Origin of the sequence: Moraxella sp. CTOTU48268 (assembly GCF_032069585.1) — a bacterium.
Classification (GTDB): Bacteria; Pseudomonadota; Gammaproteobacteria; order Pseudomonadales; family Moraxellaceae; genus Faucicola; species Faucicola cinerea.
Genome location: NZ_DAMALV010000002.1, coordinates 90,167 through 107,554 on the forward strand (window position 1 = coordinate 90,167; position 17,388 = coordinate 107,554).

General features: G+C 45.1%; 14 protein-coding genes, 1 tRNA gene and 1 other RNA gene. 7 read left to right on the forward strand and 9 right to left on the reverse strand.

Features of this window, described 5'->3' with window-relative positions; all coding sequences use genetic code 11:
• The first annotated feature begins 79 nt into the window (after positions 1–79).
• Positions 80–481 carry a hypothetical protein gene (locus RT143_RS01185; RefSeq protein WP_313090585.1) on the forward strand — a complete coding sequence of 134 codons (402 nt, stop codon included), beginning with the start codon at positions 80–82 and terminating at the stop codon, positions 479–481.
• Positions 482–557: 76 nt separating this feature from the next.
• On the opposite strand, the gene RT143_RS01190 is transcribed toward RT143_RS01185, so the two are convergent.
• Positions 558–633: transfer RNA gene (locus RT143_RS01190), tRNA-Arg, on the reverse strand.
• Between the two features lie 148 nt (positions 634–781).
• On the opposite strand from RT143_RS01190, the gene dnaE reads away from it, so the two are divergent.
• The 5 genes from dnaE (at position 782) to cysE (ending at position 8,005) form a co-directional block, all read left to right on the forward strand.
• Positions 782–4,351 carry a DNA polymerase III subunit alpha gene (gene dnaE, locus RT143_RS01195; protein ID WP_313090587.1) on the forward strand — a complete coding sequence of 1,190 codons (3,570 nt, stop codon included), beginning with the start codon at positions 782–784 and terminating at the stop codon, positions 4,349–4,351.
• Positions 4,352–4,523: 172 nt separating this feature from the next.
• Complete coding sequence (locus RT143_RS01200; RefSeq protein WP_062330911.1) at positions 4,524–4,868, forward strand: Hpt domain-containing protein; 345 nt, start codon at positions 4,524–4,526, stop codon at positions 4,866–4,868.
• A gap of 24 nt (positions 4,869–4,892) precedes the next feature.
• Positions 4,893–5,729, forward strand: a complete 837-nt coding sequence (locus RT143_RS01205) for an RNA methyltransferase (RefSeq protein ID WP_313090589.1) — start codon at positions 4,893–4,895, stop codon at positions 5,727–5,729.
• Between the two features lie 48 nt (positions 5,730–5,777).
• Positions 5,778–6,926 carry an acyltransferase family protein gene (locus tag RT143_RS01210; RefSeq protein ID WP_313090591.1) on the forward strand — a complete coding sequence of 383 codons (1,149 nt, stop codon included), beginning with the start codon at positions 5,778–5,780 and terminating at the stop codon, positions 6,924–6,926.
• A 152-nt stretch (positions 6,927–7,078) separates the two neighbouring features.
• Positions 7,079–8,005, forward strand: coding sequence for a serine O-acetyltransferase (gene cysE / locus RT143_RS01215; protein ID WP_409519673.1), 927 nt, complete (start codon positions 7,079–7,081; stop codon positions 8,003–8,005).
• A 60-nt stretch (positions 8,006–8,065) separates the two neighbouring features.
• Here the strand turns inward: cysE and RT143_RS01220 are convergent, their stop codons facing one another.
• Complete coding sequence (locus RT143_RS01220; protein WP_313090594.1) at positions 8,066–9,598, reverse strand: S41 family peptidase; 1,533 nt, start codon at positions 9,596–9,598, stop codon at positions 8,066–8,068.
• Positions 9,599–9,621: 23 nt separating this feature from the next.
• A complete protein-coding gene (gene gpmI / locus RT143_RS01225) occupies positions 9,622–11,244 on the reverse strand; it encodes a 2,3-bisphosphoglycerate-independent phosphoglycerate mutase (RefSeq protein WP_313090596.1) in 1,623 nt (540 codons plus the stop codon).
• A 303-nt stretch (positions 11,245–11,547) separates the two neighbouring features.
• Between gpmI and ssrS the strand changes: the two genes are divergently transcribed.
• A non-coding RNA gene (gene ssrS, locus RT143_RS01230) (6S RNA) lies at positions 11,548–11,746 on the forward strand.
• Between the two features lie 59 nt (positions 11,747–11,805).
• Here the strand turns inward: ssrS and RT143_RS01235 are convergent.
• The 6 genes from RT143_RS01235 to RT143_RS01260 all read right to left on the reverse strand — a co-directional run bounded on the left by RT143_RS01235 (position 11,806) and on the right by RT143_RS01260 (position 17,291).
• Positions 11,806–13,104, reverse strand: a complete 1,299-nt coding sequence (locus RT143_RS01235; protein WP_313090597.1) for an NCS2 family permease — start codon at positions 13,102–13,104, stop codon at positions 11,806–11,808.
• A 229-nt stretch (positions 13,105–13,333) separates the two neighbouring features.
• Positions 13,334–14,557, reverse strand: coding sequence for a type II secretion system minor pseudopilin GspK (gene gspK / locus RT143_RS01240; RefSeq protein ID WP_313090599.1), 1,224 nt, complete (start codon positions 14,555–14,557; stop codon positions 13,334–13,336).
• A gap of 26 nt (positions 14,558–14,583) precedes the next feature.
• Positions 14,584–15,396, reverse strand: coding sequence for a type II secretion system minor pseudopilin GspJ (gspJ, locus tag RT143_RS01245; protein WP_313090601.1), 813 nt, complete (start codon positions 15,394–15,396; stop codon positions 14,584–14,586).
• Positions 15,393–15,833, reverse strand: coding sequence for a type II secretion system minor pseudopilin GspI (gene gspI, locus RT143_RS01250; protein WP_313090604.1), 441 nt, complete (start codon positions 15,831–15,833; stop codon positions 15,393–15,395). Before gspI ends, gspJ begins: the two co-directional genes overlap by 4 nt.
• The gene (locus tag RT143_RS01255; RefSeq protein ID WP_313090606.1) at positions 15,830–16,492 is read right to left on the reverse strand and encodes a type II secretion system protein; all 663 of its coding nucleotides are present in this window, start codon (positions 16,490–16,492) and stop codon (positions 15,830–15,832) included. The genes gspI and RT143_RS01255 overlap by 4 nt, the downstream gene beginning before the upstream one ends.
• Before the next feature lie 97 nt (positions 16,493–16,589).
• A complete protein-coding gene (locus tag RT143_RS01260) occupies positions 16,590–17,291 on the reverse strand; it encodes a TetR/AcrR family transcriptional regulator (RefSeq protein WP_313090608.1) in 702 nt (233 codons plus the stop codon).
• Positions 17,292–17,388 lie beyond the last annotated feature (97 nt).

Sequence of the window (17,388 nt, forward strand, 5' to 3'; positions counted from 1 at the left end):
CTTAATTTAAATCAGTGTATAATAGCACTACACTTTACTGTCAATCCTGTATTTTACTGTTGTTATCAATGGAGTCCCTATGGCTACCTACGAACATATTAACCAAAAAGTTGAAAAAATGTGTCAGCAATCTGAAGATTTTTCAGTTCGCGTACCACAAGTCATGCAGCGCCGCATCTATATGATGGCAAGACAAAACCCACTCAATAATGCCAAAGAAATGAAAGAAATGGAACGTATGGTGACTGAAAAACCCATCGCATTTTTTGAATCTTGGACGCAAATGGCTTGGCAAGCGCTCGTTGCGCAGCAAAATATTGGGCAATTAATGTTTTCAAATTGTATGAAATTAAGCTTGGGTCAACCGGTTTCATTGGAAAACTTCTTTTATGCTGTCAACCAAGAAGCGCTGCATGTATTGGAAAAAGGGATGCATCCTATCTATAGCCGCGTTGCCGCTAATGCCAAACGTTTAAGTTAAGTTTTACTTTTTTCAACCACACCCAATAATTTTTTATTGGGTTTTTTTATTTTTATAGGTTTTTATGTCAAAAAACTGGTACGCCCAGCGGGACTTGAACCCACGTCGGTCGCTTAGGAGGCAACTGCTCTATCCAGTTAAGCTATAGGCGTAAAGGTCTGCTATTTTATCATATTAAATCGTAAATGCTTAGTGTCCGCTGATACTTTTTGAGTCTTTTGTTGCTGATTTTGTAGGTTCGCAGTTTTGCAATTCATAGTATAATAGCGGGCTAAAGATAAACCGCAATAAAGGCAATCCATGGCATTTGTACACTTTGGTATTCACACCGAATTTTCTATCACTGACTCGATTGTACGCATCAAAGCGTTGGTCAAAGCTGCCAAAGCCGATAACCAACTGGCGCTTGCCATTAGCGATTTATCCAACCTGTATGCCACGGTCAAATTTTATAAAGCTTGCTTGGATGCCGGTATCAAGCCGATTATTGGCTCTGAAGTATGGCTTGAAAATGATAGTACGACGGTAACGCTACTTGCCAGCAACCAAGTCGGCTACAAGAATTTGACCAATATCGTGTCAAAAGGCTTTGTCGATGGTCAAGTAATGGGCAAACCGATTATTCAGCGTGACTGGATTTTTGAGCGCAGTGAAGGGGTGATTGTGCTATTCACCGAAAAATCAGACGTCGGTCAAGCCATGTTATCAGGTCACCCAGAAAAAGCTGATAGCCTACTACAACAATGGGGAACCACATTTGCCGATCGTGTCTATTTTGCCATTAAACGCACCCAACGCGCCAACGAAGACCGTTTTATCGAGCAAGCCATTCGCATGTCAAATGCCTTTGATGTGCCTATCATTGCCCATAATGACGTGCGTTTTTTAACAGAAGATGATTTTGAAGCGCACGAAGCACGGGTGTGTATCGCCAATTCGCAAGTGCTTGCCGATCCCAATCGCCCACGTGATTATTCCTCTGAGCAGTATTTAAAAACCCAAGATGAAATGACTGCCCTGTTTAGTGACATGCCAGAGGTGATTGACAATACCTTGGATTTGGCAAAACGCTGTAACGTCATTATTCCTATGGGTCATCACGATTTACCCGAATTCCCCATTCCCGAAGGCGATACCATTGAAACCTTTTTCCGGCGCACCGCCCAAGAAGGTCTAGAAAAACGCCTTGAAAAACTCTACCCCATCGAAAAGCGCGACGACAGCTGGGTAGAAAAACGCAAGCCGTATGATGCGCGTTTGGAGTTTGAACTCACGACGATTTTGAATATGGGTTTCCCCGGTTATTTCTTAATCGTGATGGACTTTATCCGCTGGTCAAAAGCCAATGATGTGCCGGTAGGTCCTGGTCGTGGCTCAGGCGCGGGGTCATTAGTGGCGTATTCGCTCAATATCACTGACTTAGACCCGCTGGAATATGACCTACTGTTTGAACGGTTTTTGAACCCTGAGCGGGTATCTATGCCAGACTTTGACGTCGATTTTTGTATCGAAGGGCGCGACCGCGTCATTGATTATGTGGCACAAAAATACGGACGAGAAGCGGTATCCCAAATCATCACCTTTGGTACGATGGCGGCAAAAGCGGTGGTGCGTGATGTCGCACGCGTTCAAGGTAAATCGTATGGTCTTGCTGATAAAATCTCCAAACTTATCCCCAAAACCCCAGGTATTTCGCTGGCTGAAGCGGTTGAGACCGAACCGCAGCTCAAAGATTTGCTTAACAATCCTGACAACATGGATTATGAAGATGCCAATGAGATTTGGGAAATGGCGGTACGGCTGGAAGGGATTACCCGGGGCGTTGGTAAACATGCAGGGGGCGTACTTATCGCGCCGACCAAAATTACCGATTATAGCGCAATCTATTGTGATGAAGAGGGTCATCCCGTCAGTCAGTTTGATAAAGACGATGTGGAAGCAGTCGGCTTGGTAAAATTTGACTTTTTGGGGCTGCGCAACCTAACGGTGATTAATGCGGCGGTTAAAAATATCAATGCACGCCGCGCTAAAGAGCAACAGCCACCGCTTGATCTTGAGACTTTACCCTTAGACGATAAGCCCACCTACTCCCTGCTACAAGATGCCCATACCACCGCTGTGTTCCAGCTTGAAAGTACCGGCATGAAAAAATATTTGGCTAAGCTTAAACCGACCAATATTGAAGACGTCATCGCCATGTGTGCGCTGTACCGCCCGGGTCCACTAGATGCCGGGATGGTCGATATGTATATTGACCGTAAACACGGCCGCGAGGAGGTCATCTATGACCATGATCGACTTGAGCCGATACTGGAAAATACCTATGGGGTGATTGTCTATCAAGAACAGGTGATGCAAATCTCGCAAGCGATGGCAGGCTATAGTCTAGGCGGTGCTGATATGCTACGCCGTGCGATGGGTAAGAAAAAACCCGAAGAAATGGCAAAACAGCGCAGTATTTTTGTGGAAGGGGCAATTGATCAAGGCATCGATGATAAACTTGCAGGTGGCGTGTTTGATTTGATGGAAAAATTTGCCGGCTACGGGTTTAACAAATCACACTCAGCCGCATACGGCGTGTTAGCCTATCAAACCGCCTATTTAAAACACTATTACCCTGCCGAATTTATGGCGGCAGTCATCACCTCGGACATGAATAATACTGATGGCGTAGTGTTTTTTATCAATGATTGCCGCGAAAATTTTGATTTAAAAGTAGAAAACCCCAGCGTTAACCACTCCAATTGGGCGTTTGTGCCGATTAACCCGACGACCATTGTATATGGGTTAGGCGGCATTAAAGGTGTCGGTGAAGGTGCCGTAGAGTCTATCGTGGAAGCGCGAAACGCGGGCGGTGAGTTTACCGATTTGTATGATTTTTGCCGCCGTGTTGACACACGAAAAGTCAATAAACGCACCCTTGAAGCATTGGTTAAAGCAGGCTGTTTTGATAGTTTTGCGCCAAAATTACGACCTGATTTGCCTGCGGATGAAGCTTATCACATCCGTGGCGCGTTACTTGCCGAATTGCCAAAAGCGGTACAAGCAGCCGAGCAACAGCGTAGCAATGACAGCCTAGGGATGATTGATTTATTTAGCGATATACAAGAGGTCACTGCGCCACCCCCATTGCCCCGTGAGCCGGTTTGGACAGATGCTGAACGGTTAAAAGGCGAAAAAGATACGCTAGGACTTTATCTTACTGGTCACCCGATTGATAGTTATCGCGATGAGTTAAAACGCTATACGCCAAAGACATTGGGCGATTTGAGCGAAACCAGCTATGGCGAAACCGTATTTTTTGCAGGCTTGATACTCGATGTCGCAAACTTTGGTAATCGCTCAGTGATTACCTTAGATGACGGCACAGGTCGTATCGAAGTGAGTTGTTATGCCGAGCGTTTTGCCCGCGTCAAAGACAAGCTTAAAGTGGAAACCGTGGTGATCATCGACGGCTCTATTCGTGAACGCGATGGCACGTTTTATGCCAGCCTACAAGAGGTAATGACCTTAACCGATGCGCGCAAACGCTGGCTAAAAAAAATCAGCATCAAAATTGCAGGTCATGATATGGCACTGTTTGAACAGATACAGCAATTGTTAGCGACCGCCAATAACTCAACAATTCACTATTTATCGCATCAATTTAATCATCCGGCCGACAATGCCCAATTTGCGGACAGTCAACCCGCCAATGCATTGGCTCAATCGGGTCAATTAGGGGTACCGATTAACCTATGTGTGTATAACGACTATGCGATTGCGCATCTTAATATGCCAACGCATTGGCAAATTTTGCCGACAGAAGAGAATTTTGGCAAACTCAAAAGCTTGGTCAATGAGGAAGATTTGCATTTACATTTTAGTTAGCGTCTGATTTTGGTGAATTTGGCCGATAAACCCATCATGTGATAAACGTTTGTATCCTTTAAACTGACTTTCATCAAAGTTTTGATAAAATTCAATGAGATATGGGCTAAAATAAGCCAATCAAATTTAATCAATGATGTTTTATTTAATGTCCCATCAACAGGAAACTCTCATGACTCAGCCATCCCATATCAGCCTACCCCAGTTCGAAGAATTAAGAGCGTTACTTGACGAAGATTTTGTCGATTTGATGCATACTTATATGCAAGATAGCTTACAACGTTTATCGGAAATGGAGACAGCTTATGCCAACTTAGACAACCGTTTGGGGTATAATGCAGCGCACGGCTTAAAAGGCGCTAGCTCTAACCTTGGCGCTACCGAGCTGACCGAACTTTGTTATAAACTGCAAGAAATCTGCCGCACGGGTCATATCCACCAACATGAACAACTGATTGAAGAAATCAAAGCGGAATGCCATGCAGTGAATGACCAAATACAATCGCTTATTGCGTAACGACTGACTAAAATTTGATAACCCATGGTAACGACTGACACTAACGCTTCTCCGCAACCCTTCTCAACCCTTGCGGCATTTTTAGCCGGTATTCGCATTGTGATGGTGAATACCACCTTGCCTGCCAATATCGGCTCTGCCGCCCGCGCCATGCACACCATGGGTCTAACACAGCTCACGGTGGTGGCGCCCAAACTACCGATTGACGAAGATGCCTATGCCCATGCCGCAGGTGCCAAAGCAATTTTAGACGCTGTGACCATTTGTGACACCCTTGAGCAAGCCTTGCAAGATTGCCACTGGGTGATTGCTACCAGTAGTCGCCAACGCCATATTCCAAGACCCGTATTATCGCCCCGACAAGCGGCTGAATTGATGGTCACTAATTTTCAAAACCTTGGCGATTTAATGACAGACTCTGCGCATCGCAATTGGCAACTTGCTATTGTGTTTGGTCGTGAAGATCGGGGTTTAACAAATGAAGAGCTGCAATTGGCCGACTACCATATTCAAATTCCTGCCAATCCGCAGTATGGGGTGTTAAATGTGGCAGCTGCGGTTCAAGTGATTGCCAGCGTTTTTTACGAAACTGCCGAATTGGCATTAACAGCAAAAACAGCGGCTGAAAAATCCATTGATTTGACTTTTCGCCAGCAGTGGGATGAGCCGCCTATCTCAAATGAACAGCGTTTACAGCTAGAAAATAGGCTGTTGGCATTGCTGGAGAATTTAGATATCTACAATCCTGCCCAATCTAAAGTGATGCCTCAGCGTATTAATCGACTCCTTAGTAGATTACAGCTTGATATCAAAGAATATCAGTTACTCCAAGCCACCATCGCAAAATTACTCAAACGATAGAACATTACTCAAACGATAAATTATTAACCCGTTAAGCGCTCAAAGTTTATGTCTGCCACTGTTTTGCTTGCTGTTGTGTTTGTGCTGAGCTTAACGCTTGTCACTTGGCTACTCAATCAACTCCCCCAACGGATGATTGTGGGGTTTGATGCCACTCAACGCCATTCCCCATTAGATGGTATCCGTGGCATTTTAGCGTTATCGGTGTTTACTCATCACTTTTTTAAAAATTATTTCTTTCAAACGACGGGGCGCTGGCAGTCACCCAATATTGATTTTTTTACCAACTTGGGTAGTGTGCCGGTATCGCTGTTTTTTTTAATTACCGGATATTTATTTTTTGGTAAGCTCAAACAGCCGCGGATGGATTGGCAATATCTTTATCGCTCTCGGCTGCAGCGTATTGTGCCGCTGTATTTATTTTTGGGCATTTGTATCGTCGCTATCTATTTCACCCAGCAACATCCACCGTTACCCCTGTCTGAGTGGCAACAATGGACGCTGCGCTGGTTAAGCTTTAACAATCAATCGCTTAAAGATTTTTACGCTTGGCCACTAGTTGCGGGCGCGGCTTGGACGCTGCTTTATGAGTGGGGTTTTTATTTTAGCTTACCGTTACTGTTTTTATTAGCGCATCCAAAACAACTAAGCCAGTGGCAAAATATCGCGATGCTGATGATAAGTTTGCCTGTGTTATATTACGTTTTCACACATACTACTCTCAAGCTGTATTGGTTATTTTTGTTGGCTTTTTTTGCAGTTTGGCTGCAAGATTTTTTTAAAAACTTACTGGCAAAATTTCCTGCGGTTTTTGCAATCGCTTTATGCCTACTCACCCTGTTTATTTTATTTAAAACATCGGCGTATTCTTATGGGCAAATGCTACTTTGTGGCTTACTTTTTTGTTTTATCGCCAACGGTTTTACGTATTTTGGGGTGTTATACCAACAAGGTCTAAAGGTTTTGGGTGAATTAAGTTATAGCTTGTATCTGACTCATGGTTTGGTCATGTATGTTTGGTTTAACTTATTACACTTGCATGACTTTAGCCAATCGATAACAGCCTATGTGTGGACGTACCCGCTGGTGCTGGTATTCGTTGTTATGTTTGCTGTTATAGGCTACAACTATATTGAAAAACCTTTGATGCATCGACCTAACTATCGCCGTGATGCGACAACAGTATTGCAATCATAGCCAATCATAGCCAATCATAGCCAATCATAGCCAATCATAGCCAATCATAGCTTAGTTTAATGAGTTCGTGATATCATAATCCCTTAAAATTTTTAAAATCGGTAGTCAGTATGTTGTCCGTCATCCAAAATTTATCCAAAAAAACCCAGACCATTAAAGCAGAATTACAAGAGGACATCCAAGCGGTGTTTGACCGTGACCCTGCGGCACGTAACACCCTTGAAGTGCTGTTGACTTATCCTGGCGTCCATGCGCTATTGATTCACCGCGTCGCTCACAGTATGTGGCAACACAATAACAAAGGCTTGGCACGGTTTGTATCCTTTGGTAATCGATTTTTGACCGGGATTGAGATTCACCCTGCAGCAAAAATTGGGCGTCGATTCTTTATTGACCATGGCATGGGCGTGGTCATTGGTGAAACTGCTGAGATCGGTGATGACGTCACCTTGTATCATGGCGTCACGCTCGGTGGGGTATCATTAAATGAAGGAAAACGCCACCCCACGCTGGAAGATGGCGTGGTTGTCGGTGCAGGTGCCAAAGTATTAGGCGGATTTACCGTGGGTAAATATGCCAAAATCGGCTCCAATGCTGTCGTTGTCAAAGAAGTGCCTGCCGGTGCGACCATGGTAGGCAGTGCCGCGCGTTTGATTCATGATAAAGCCAAAGCAGAGCAAATGGGGCTTGATAGCTTGGCAAATAATGGGGTAACCCCAGCTGACGACTATATCGAAAAAACCATTATCGAAAAAACAACCGATGCTGAGCAGATAAAATCGGTTGAGAAAACCTCTATCAACACATCCGCTACCAATGAGGAAGATTGCAATAAAATTAAGCTAGAGCAAGCGGGTGTTTTTCATCAATATGGGATTGACCCAAATACCCCAGACCCCGTGGCAATGACTTTTATCAAAATGCTCGAGCACATTCGCCAGTCCGAAGCGCGCCTTGATGAATTGCAAAGTGCGATGTGCAGATTGGATCCAAATTTCTGCAAAAAACAATATACCAAACTTGATGTGCGTGATTTGGATGCCGTCGATCCGCAATTTTTTATGGAAGATGAATTGTAAAATAAATTCCACCCGATGGTAAATATCAGAGGTTATTGGGTGACTGCTTAGGTGATTAGCTTAGAAAGACTGGGGCGTTGGCGTAGGTTTAAGTAAAAATTGGTTGCTTCGTTTGGTGGTTTGCAAATCCGCTAATACCTGATCTTGCCAACCCGTTTCTGCACCCGTCAAAGTCACATCGGGTTTGACGCCTACGCCATCAATTTTCTCACCTTTACTTGAGTAATAATGAGCGACCGTTAGCTTTACCGCCTCGCTGTCATTGATGGGTACAATGCTTTGGATAGAGCCTTTACCATAGCTGGTTTCGCCATATACCTTGGCACGTTGGTTATTTTGTAGCGCACTGGCTAATACTTCAGCCGCCGAAGCGGAATAACGATTTTGCACTACGACCAGCGGTAAGTCCGCAAATTGGGCTTTGCCGTGCGTGCGCATCACCTCTTGTATGCCTTGCCGATTTTTAATCTGCACCACCACTTTATCGTTCATAAATAAGCTTGCGATATCATTGGCAGCTGACAACACGCCACCTGGGTTATTGCGCAAATCAAGTACCAGCACGCTAAAGGGCTGATTTAATTTGGTGAGTGCCATTAAAAATTGCTGCTGGGTATTGTTTTGAAACACGGGGATTTGTACCACCGCAACACCATTAATGATGTTGGTACTCATGGCTTGTTGTTGTACCAAGGTTCTTTGCACCACCACCAGATGTTTACGACGACCTTTATCCGAGACTAACAACCGAGCCGTTGTCCCTGCAATGCCTGTCAGCAGCTGATCGACATCTTGCGAGGTTCGTGTGTTGTCTAGCTTATTATCATTGATTTGATGCAAATAATTGCCGCGCTGAATACCCGCTTTTGCAGCAGGCGAGTTGGGCAGCACATCATCAAACACCCAGCTATCTACATCGGCATGAAAACTGACACTCACGCCAATACTGCCAATATCGCCTTCGGTAAATAACCTTAAGTTTTCAAACGCGTTCGCATCCAGATATTCAGAATAAGGATCGAGCGCCGCTAAAGTGCCTGCCATTGCATTGGCAAACAGCGATTCATCATCGACATTTGTCACATAGTTTTGACGGATGATATCAATCATTTTGACAAATTTTTCGACCGTGACGGGTGATACTGCCCCCAACGCCACTTGCTGAATTTGCCCAGAGGCTGGCGCGATGGGCTGAGTGTCTTTTGGCTGAGTGTCTAGGTTTGGCTGAGTAGCTGGATTAGTCATCATAGGCGTGGTTGACGTAATATCCACTTCCCCGCCATCGTCAGCGCCGTCATCCGTCAAATTATCGTCATCAGCGGCATCTGGTACACCATTAGGTGCATTCACTACACTAACGGGCACGGCAGTAGGATTAGTACCCGCAATCGCCTGAGTGATTGCAGGTTTTAATGCCGTTTTATCGGTTTTTGCCGCAACTGAGGCAGCAGAAGTAACAGGTGATTTGACAGGCGCACTGACAGTCGGTCGGTTAGCAGCATAACCCAATGAACCTATCCCCCATAATGCCAGCGCTACAATATGTCTTTTGAAAGTAGGGTTAGATAGTAGTTTGAAACGCTGCGTTACCATAGGATAGTTGTACCCATTAACTGTTAATTTGCTACGATTAAGCTTTCACCTGTCATTTCGGCAGGTTTAGCAAGGTGCATTAAGTCTAATAAGGTTGGCGCCACATCTGATAGCTTACCACCCGTGCGAATGTGCACGGTATCAGGCGCTTGCTCGTTGACATAAATAAATGGTACTAGCTCTGTGGTGTGCTGGGTGTGTACCTGTCCGCTATCATAATCTTGCATTTGCTCGACGTTGCCATGGTCAGCGGTAATCAGTAAATGCCCATGATTGGCAATCACACAATCGGCAATGGTTTTTACACAGTTATCCAACGTTTCGACGGCTTTGACAGCGGCATCGAACACACCGGTGTGCCCTACCATATCGCCATTGGCATAATTCACAATCAGTACATCATACGCACCGGAATTGATGGCATGGGTCAATTTTTCAGTGACCTCTGGCGCACTCATTTCGGGTTGTAAATCATAAGTAGCAACCGAAGGCGAGTTGACCAAAATACGCTGCTCCCCCTCAAACTCTGCTTCGCGCCCACCACTAAAAAAGAAAGTCACGTGCGCGTATTTTTCGGTTTCAGCAATGCGCAGTTGGGTTTTGCCTTGCGCTTGCAAATATTCGCCCAATGTGTTGGTTAGCGATGTCGGTTCAAAAGCGATACTGGTCACGCCATTGTTTTGTAATTCATCGGAGTATTTGGTTAGCATTACAAATTTTGACAGCGTTGGCAGTTTTTCACGCGTAAAGCCATCAAAATTAGCTGAAACCAGTGCTTGGCTGATTTCGCGAGCGCGATCGGCACGAAAATTCATAAAAATCACACTGTCATTGTCTTGGATAGTACCAAAGTCAGCGTTTTGATTAGCATAACCCACCCAAGTTGGTTTAACGAACTCGTCACTTTCACCTGCGCCATACGCCGCGCTAATCGCTTCAGCACCTGATTGCACCACCCGTTCTGCTTTGGCTTGGGTCAGCAAATCATACGCTTGCTGTACCCGATCCCAACGTTTATCCCGATCCATCGCAAAGTAGCGACCAATAAGACTGACCAAATAAGCCGTGCCTTCATATCGCTCATTAAGCGTGGAAAGCGCTTGTTCTAATTGTGCGACATAATTGTCTGCACTTTTAGGTGGCGTATCACGACCGTCCAAAAATGTATGGATAAAGACCTGCTTTGCACCCTGCTGCAATGCCAGTTCGACCATCGCGACAATATGATCTTGATGCGAATGAACTCCCCCATCCGATAACAATCCCATGATATGCACATTGGCTTGTCGGTCATTGGCAAGCTTTACTGCTTCGGTTAATGCAGGGTTGCTAAAAAATTGTTGTTCGCGGATTTCTTTATGAATACGGGTAGAGTCTTGATACAAAATACGACCTGCCCCCAAATTCATATGCCCGACTTCAGAGTTACCAAACTGCCCTGCGGGTAATCCCACGTCTTCACCTGACCCTGAAATCAAACCATGGGGATAATGCTGATACAAATAATCAAGGTTTGGGGTGTGCGCCGCGGCAATCGCATTATCACGCTGATCTTCGCGATGTCCAAAACCATCTAAAATCATCAACACATGGGGGATTTTTTTAACCGTCGATTGATGGGTAACCGAGTTAGATGCTTGATTCATTGTTGCCTCTAGAAAAGCTAAAATAAGGAAAATACAAAACTAGTATTAAAAAAATTTTGAAAATTATAGCATAGCTCGCTCCATCTCTTTAACCCAGATTTTGCGTCATTCTGTTAACTGCAAAGCCTGTTAAATGCTAAGCCTGTTAACTGTTAACTGCTAAGCGAGATGATGAGAACAAAAAACCTTGTGATGTGTGTTGACGATTTGAATGGTATTTTGACCGTCAAGTGTGATTAATTTAATCAATCATTGAATTAATGAGCGAGCTTTTGCATCATTCTAGGTAATCTGCTACAATACATGCATCTGGGGTATTCGCCAGTTTATGGTTTTACCTGAGCTGATAATTTATATAAGGGTATGCGTTCTTTTCACTTGTTGTGCAAGCCTGCATCCAGCTACGCTGCGATGATTCAGGAAGCCTTAAGAGTGGTTGCCATACCCACCCTGAACGTTACAGTTCATGGGTTCACATAGACAGCGGTACTCTGGACCAAAATTTAATAAAAAAACCATCTAACCCAATTCGGCTAGATGGTTTTTTTGCTCAGCGATTGATTAACTCAAAAAAATCAATTTTGCCAATAAAATCACCGTTAACACCCAAACCGCAGGGCTAACTTCTTTATAACGTCCACTCACCAATTTGGCAATGGTATAGGTAATAAAACCTAACGCAATCCCATCCGCAATTGAGAAGGTAAGCGGCGTCAACAGCAGCACTACCGCGACAGGTGATGCTTCGGTCAAGTCATCCCAATCAATCTCACGCAGCGTAAATAACATCAATACCGCGACATAAAAAATCGCCCCTGCCGTCGCATACGCAGGAATCATCCCAGCCAATGGGGCAAAAAATAACGCCAATAAAAATAGCACACCCACTACAATCGCGGTCAAACCGGTGCGTCCACCCGCTGCCACCCCAGCTGTGCTCTCTACATAACTCGTTACCGATGAAGTCCCTAGCAATGAGCCTGCCACAGCCGCCGTTGAATCAGCAAACAAGGCTTTACCTAGATTCGGGATTTGACCGTCGGTAGACATTAACCCGGCTTTTTTGGTCACACCGATTAATGTGCCTGATGTATCAAATAACACCACAAATAAAAAGGCAAAAATCACGCTAACCATACTTACATCAAGCGCGCCCGCAATATCTAACTGCATAAACGTCGGTGCAATCGATGGCGGCATTGACACAATCCCTGAGTAATGGGTTTCCCCTGCCAACAAGCTAATCACCGTCACAATCAAAATTGACAATATCACTGCCGCAGGGACTTTACGCTGCACAAATACGACAATCAGAAAAAAACTTAAAATCGCCATCGCAGGACCAAAATCAGTGATTTTGCCCATGGTCACAAATGTGGCAGGACTCGCCACAATGATGCCCGAGCTTTTAAGCGCAATAAATGCTAAAAACGCCCCAATCCCTGCCACGATACCTTGTTTAAGGGTATAGGGAATCGCGTTGATAATCCATTCACGCAGTTTAAAGGCACTAATCAGCACAAAGAGCAAGCCTGAAATAAATACCGCCCCCAACGCCACTTGCCAGCTTTTACCCATCCCCAAGACGACGGTAAAGGTAAAAAACGCATTTAAACCCATGCCAGGTGCCAATGCCACGGGCAAACGCGCAATCAATCCCATCAAAAAACAGCCCAGCGCTGAGGCTAGACACGTCGCCACAAATACCGCCCCTTTATCCATCCCAGCTTTTGCCAACATGTCGGGATTGACAAAGATAATATAAGCCATGGTCAAAAAGGTTGTCAGACCTGCCAGAATTTCAGTTTTTATCGTTGTATTGCGGCCATCTATGCCAAAATAGCGCTCGATTACATTCATCTATATTCACCCAATTTATTCATCCAATTTATGCGTCTAGGTTACATCTAGGTTGCATCTGTATCCGTTGTGTTGACAACGCTTTTGTGCCCGTTTTCTGCCCCATCGTCATTTAACAACGCCCAAGCAAACCCCCTATTTTACCCTAGAATACGTCAGCAACAAATAACTGATTAAAATAAAGACAAAATAACTGAGAGTTTTAAAGCCAATTTATTGCGCTGCTGCGTTATTGGGCAAAGGGTAAAAATTGGCGGTTGTAAGTGATGAGTTGCGGCGGCGTATTATTTTGCGTGCCATTTTGCGTATTGACTGGTGCTGGCATGGGCGTCGCTGACACACTAGAAGCAGCTGCTGGGTCATTGTGAGTTTCAGGTAAAATCTTAGCGATTTGGCTATGCAAAAAAAGCTGCTTGTCGTCACTTTTGACGCTGACAACGACGCGAAAACTTTGACTTTGGGTGGATAACAGCTTGGCGATGCGTGCTTTGTTACCCTCGTCAATCTGGGCAAAACTTGGCACTGCCCACAGTTGACTCAAGTTTTGCACCGGTAGATTATTTTCTCGGGCATTCGCCCAATTGATGATTGCCATATCGTCGATTTGGTGGGTAGCCGCCACATTTGAAGCTGCGCTAGTGTCTTGCCCAGATTGTGGGGAGCCATCGCTGTCCGAATGGTTTGAGCCTTGCGGATGGTTACCGCTGGTTGCGGTGGGTAAATTCACCAGTATGCTTAATAGTTCGGGCTTCACTGTGTTGATATTCATGGGCAGATAGTATGGCACTGCGGTCAGGTAAGGCGCTAATTTTTGCAATCCTTCGTTATCCATCCCGCGCACATATTGCAATTCATTGACTGAGATAAAAGGCTGATTAGCGATACCCATCGCCATTTTTTTGCCCGTACTTTGATAATACGCTGCTTCTGCGCCACCATCGGCACGGGTGTCACTGTCTGGGTCTTGCCAATCGAGCACCGCCATCGCAATGTTGGGCGATAAGCCATTGGCTTGTAACAGCGCTTGAAAAAAAGCCAGTGCCGTATCATCCACTTTGCCATCGTGATACAGGTTATTAATATTAAAACGGCTGGCATCATCGTCGATTTTAATGTTGACTTTGGCTTGATTTAGGGTTTGCTCTGCCAGCGGTTTTGCCCAAGCGTCTGCTAAACTATCGACTTGGTTGACTTGGCTGTCTTGCGCGATCAAATTGGTCGCCATAGCTTCCCCTGCTAAGGCATATTCTTTAAGTTGCCCTTGACCTTTGGTCAGCTCAAATTCTCGAATCATCACTTTTTGATTGGCAAGCATACTGCCTGCCACGATGGTAATCGCCACCACCAATAACAAAATAGTCAGTAACGCCATCCCTTGTTGCCCATGCCGATATGTCGGGTTTGCTATGGCAACATTTGCAAAAATTTTAGACGGATTGGAGTTTGTTGGCATGGTGTATTTGCTAAAATTTGATTGCATTATAGGTTGGGCGCGTTTGGCGGTGTGTTTGGTAACGCAAATCGCCAAGTAATCGGCTCGCCTTGGTAACTAAAATTAAGCTCGATGCCGCGTGGTAACTGTTGATAAGGCGTTAAATCTACGCTATTTTGCGAATTGCTATTTTGATCTGTTGTGTTATCAGGCGTGTTAGGAATCGGGTTGGTTGAAGCATTGGCCGTTTGATTGGTCTTTTTTTGCGCTTGTATTTGCTGAACTTTTTGCAGCGTGGCTTCATCTGGAAAAACACTCACCGCGTCAGGCGTCAATGCTCGCCAACTGGCATCCTTGATACCTGTCAATAAGACACTGGTTGCAGGGTTTTCGTTGTTGTCATCTAAATGGTAAAAACGCTTTTTAGTTAGCGTTTCACCTGCCAACGAATATTGTATTTTTGCTAGCATAGGTGATGGCTGATAACGCGGATCGGGCGCAGCAAAACGGATAAAACTCATTTGTGACGCATTTAATACGAAAGTTGGCGTCATAGCGGCACTATTGGCCGATGCCGTATCATTGGCAGTCGCTGATAGGATTGGCACTGCCACATAATTGCTGGTTTGTGCCAAATCTTGCGACAGCTGTAAATAAGCATAATCAAGCTGTGATAATGATTTTTGATGTTGGTAGCCGCGCTCACGACTTTTGGTCAGACTATCCATAATCTGCCATCCCGCCAATGCCAGCATCGCAAAAATCACCAACGCAATCATCAATTCGATTAAGGTAAAGCCTTGCTGGGATGTTTTATGCTTTGCGGTTGCAGCCGAGGGATGAATAAAAAAAAGGCTCACGGCGTTGTCCCCATATCCTTTACCAATACTGCGTCAATATCCACCACGTTTTTTTTTGGACTGCCATCGACAATAGGTGCCACGCGAATATGAATGGGTTGGACAAAGCCTTGACTGGTTTGTATGGTTTGCGGTGAGATAACCACTTGCCATTGACGGCCTTGCGAGGTGATTTGCCGAGTATCGGATGCGGTGAGCCAAGTTTTTTGTACTCGTAATTCTGCCAGCGTGTTTTGTGCCACATAATAGCCAAAGGTTCGTGTTTTCATGTTATCCACGGATTGCACATAACTGCGACTGGCTTGGCTGGCTGATATCGCAACCACCGCCAAAATCGCTAATGCCACCATGACTTCAAGTAACGTAAATCCTTGCTGATACTGTCTGATAGCCAATCTATTTAAGGGAGCCAGTCTATTTAAGGAAGCCACAGTCATTTTGCCACCTCGACTGCCCCAGCTTGGTTGACAATGATGGGATTGCCAACCGCAAAGGTTTGTTTGTCGGCATTGGTTTTTTGGATGCTGATTTGTACGGGTGTCGCCTCGCCTGTCCCAAACCACACCACAGGCGGTGCTTCACTGCCGCTTAACCAGTTGGCGGCAGGTTGGGTATTTTGGGCGATGGTGGTGTTAAATGGGCTATCCAGTGGGCGGATTTTGACCTCAAGGTTGTCTGGCACATCCAGCGGTGGGATTTGTTTTTCTATCACCCATTGTGGTGGCGCAGGTTGCGAGGTTGTTGAGGGGTTGGCATTGCGAACAGTACTTTGAGAATGGGTAAAGGCGTTTTCTAATTTAACCACCACCAGCTGATTGGGCGCGTCATTTTGCGGCAGTTTGATTGCCAGCCCATAAGGCTGCATGCGTTCTGTTGATAACAAGCGTACATAATCAAGATTACTGGTCAGACGCTCATAAAATGCCGTGTTTCTACGATTTTCACTACCCCCCACCGATAAACTCATCATACCAGCAAAAATAGATAAAATGACGATGACCACCATGATTTCGATTAAGGTAAAACCTTGTTGCCCACCCATCGCACTGGGTGCGGGAGTAAAAGTTTTACAAGACCGACCAAATAGCAATCGCATCGTCATGCACTCAGACAAAACAGGGATAGTTTATAAAGCTTAACCGGGGGTGATGATAGTTAACTAGTATTCTTTGACATCTACTATTTGACATTTATTATTTGACATTGCGCGGCGTCAAGTTTGACTCAGTCTGTGAATTTGCCGTATGAGTAGAAGCGTTTGATTGACTCGCTCCAGTAGGCGTATCGACTGATTGTACCGCAGCAGGGTATTGCTTGGGAATGTCTAAAATATGCTGAACCAAGGCAAAACGTAAAGTATCGCGGCGACCGAGATAACGTTGGTAAAAACTAGAATTCAGCAATCCTGCACCGCCTTGACCCATCGCCCAAATGGTTGACAGATAATCTCGGGTACTCATGGTACTGTGTAGCGATTGCAGATATTCAGCCGTGGTATTGATTAATCGCTTCATGCGTTCACGGCGAATTTCATACAACTGCGAAAAAAGCTTATTAAGCCCTACAGCAGAATTGGCTAAGCGTTCTTCGATTTGGTTGAGTAATATGGCTTTTTGCGGATTAATCAGTTGAAACAGCGTAAGACGTGCCACACCTGCGGCAGGACAATCGCCGACTTCGCTCAGCGCAAGTAGTTGCTGCTCATGACGGATAATGATGCGTAAAAACAATTCATCTTTGCTGGTAAAATGCTTGTAGAGCGTACCTTTGGCTAAGTCTAGCTGCTCGGCTAAACTATCTAGCGTGATATCGCCTTCCCCAGACTCTAATAGCAACTGCTCGGCAACTGCCAATATAACTTCTTCACGATTTTTGAATTGTTGTTGACGACTCATTGATTACTCCATCAGTCTGTTCTAGTAGCCCCTATTGTTGACGAGACCCGTTACATCAACCCATCTACGCACAACTGTTAAATGATAAAAAAATGCT

What these genes read in the sequence shown, in the direction of transcription:
- gspK (WP_313090599.1), bottom strand. Translation starts at nt 14,557, where the DNA reads ATGCCAACAAACTCCAATCCGTCTAAAATTTTTGCAAATGTTGCCATA.
- RT143_RS01210 (WP_313090591.1), top strand. Translation starts at nt 5,778, where the DNA reads ATGTCTGCCACTGTTTTGCTTGCTGTTGTGTTTGTGCTGAGCTTAACG.
- RT143_RS01235 (WP_313090597.1), bottom strand. Translation starts at nt 13,104, where the DNA reads ATGAATGTAATCGAGCGCTATTTTGGCATAGATGGCCGCAATACAACG.
- RT143_RS01220 (WP_313090594.1), bottom strand. Translation starts at nt 9,598, where the DNA reads ATGGTAACGCAGCGTTTCAAACTACTATCTAACCCTACTTTCAAAAGA.
- RT143_RS01185 (WP_313090585.1), top strand. Translation starts at nt 80, where the DNA reads ATGGCTACCTACGAACATATTAACCAAAAAGTTGAAAAAATGTGTCAG.
- RT143_RS01260 (WP_313090608.1), bottom strand. Translation starts at nt 17,291, where the DNA reads ATGAGTCGTCAACAACAATTCAAAAATCGTGAAGAAGTTATATTGGCA.
- gpmI (WP_313090596.1), bottom strand. Translation starts at nt 11,244, where the DNA reads ATGAATCAAGCATCTAACTCGGTTACCCATCAATCGACGGTTAAAAAA.
- RT143_RS01205 (WP_313090589.1), top strand. Translation starts at nt 4,893, where the DNA reads ATGGTAACGACTGACACTAACGCTTCTCCGCAACCCTTCTCAACCCTT.
- dnaE (WP_313090587.1), top strand. Translation starts at nt 782, where the DNA reads ATGGCATTTGTACACTTTGGTATTCACACCGAATTTTCTATCACTGAC.
- RT143_RS01255 (WP_313090606.1), bottom strand. Translation starts at nt 16,492, where the DNA reads ATGCGATTGCTATTTGGTCGGTCTTGTAAAACTTTTACTCCCGCACCC.
- gspI (WP_313090604.1), bottom strand. Translation starts at nt 15,833, where the DNA reads ATGACTGTGGCTTCCTTAAATAGACTGGCTCCCTTAAATAGATTGGCT.
- RT143_RS01200 (WP_062330911.1), top strand. Translation starts at nt 4,524, where the DNA reads ATGACTCAGCCATCCCATATCAGCCTACCCCAGTTCGAAGAATTAAGA.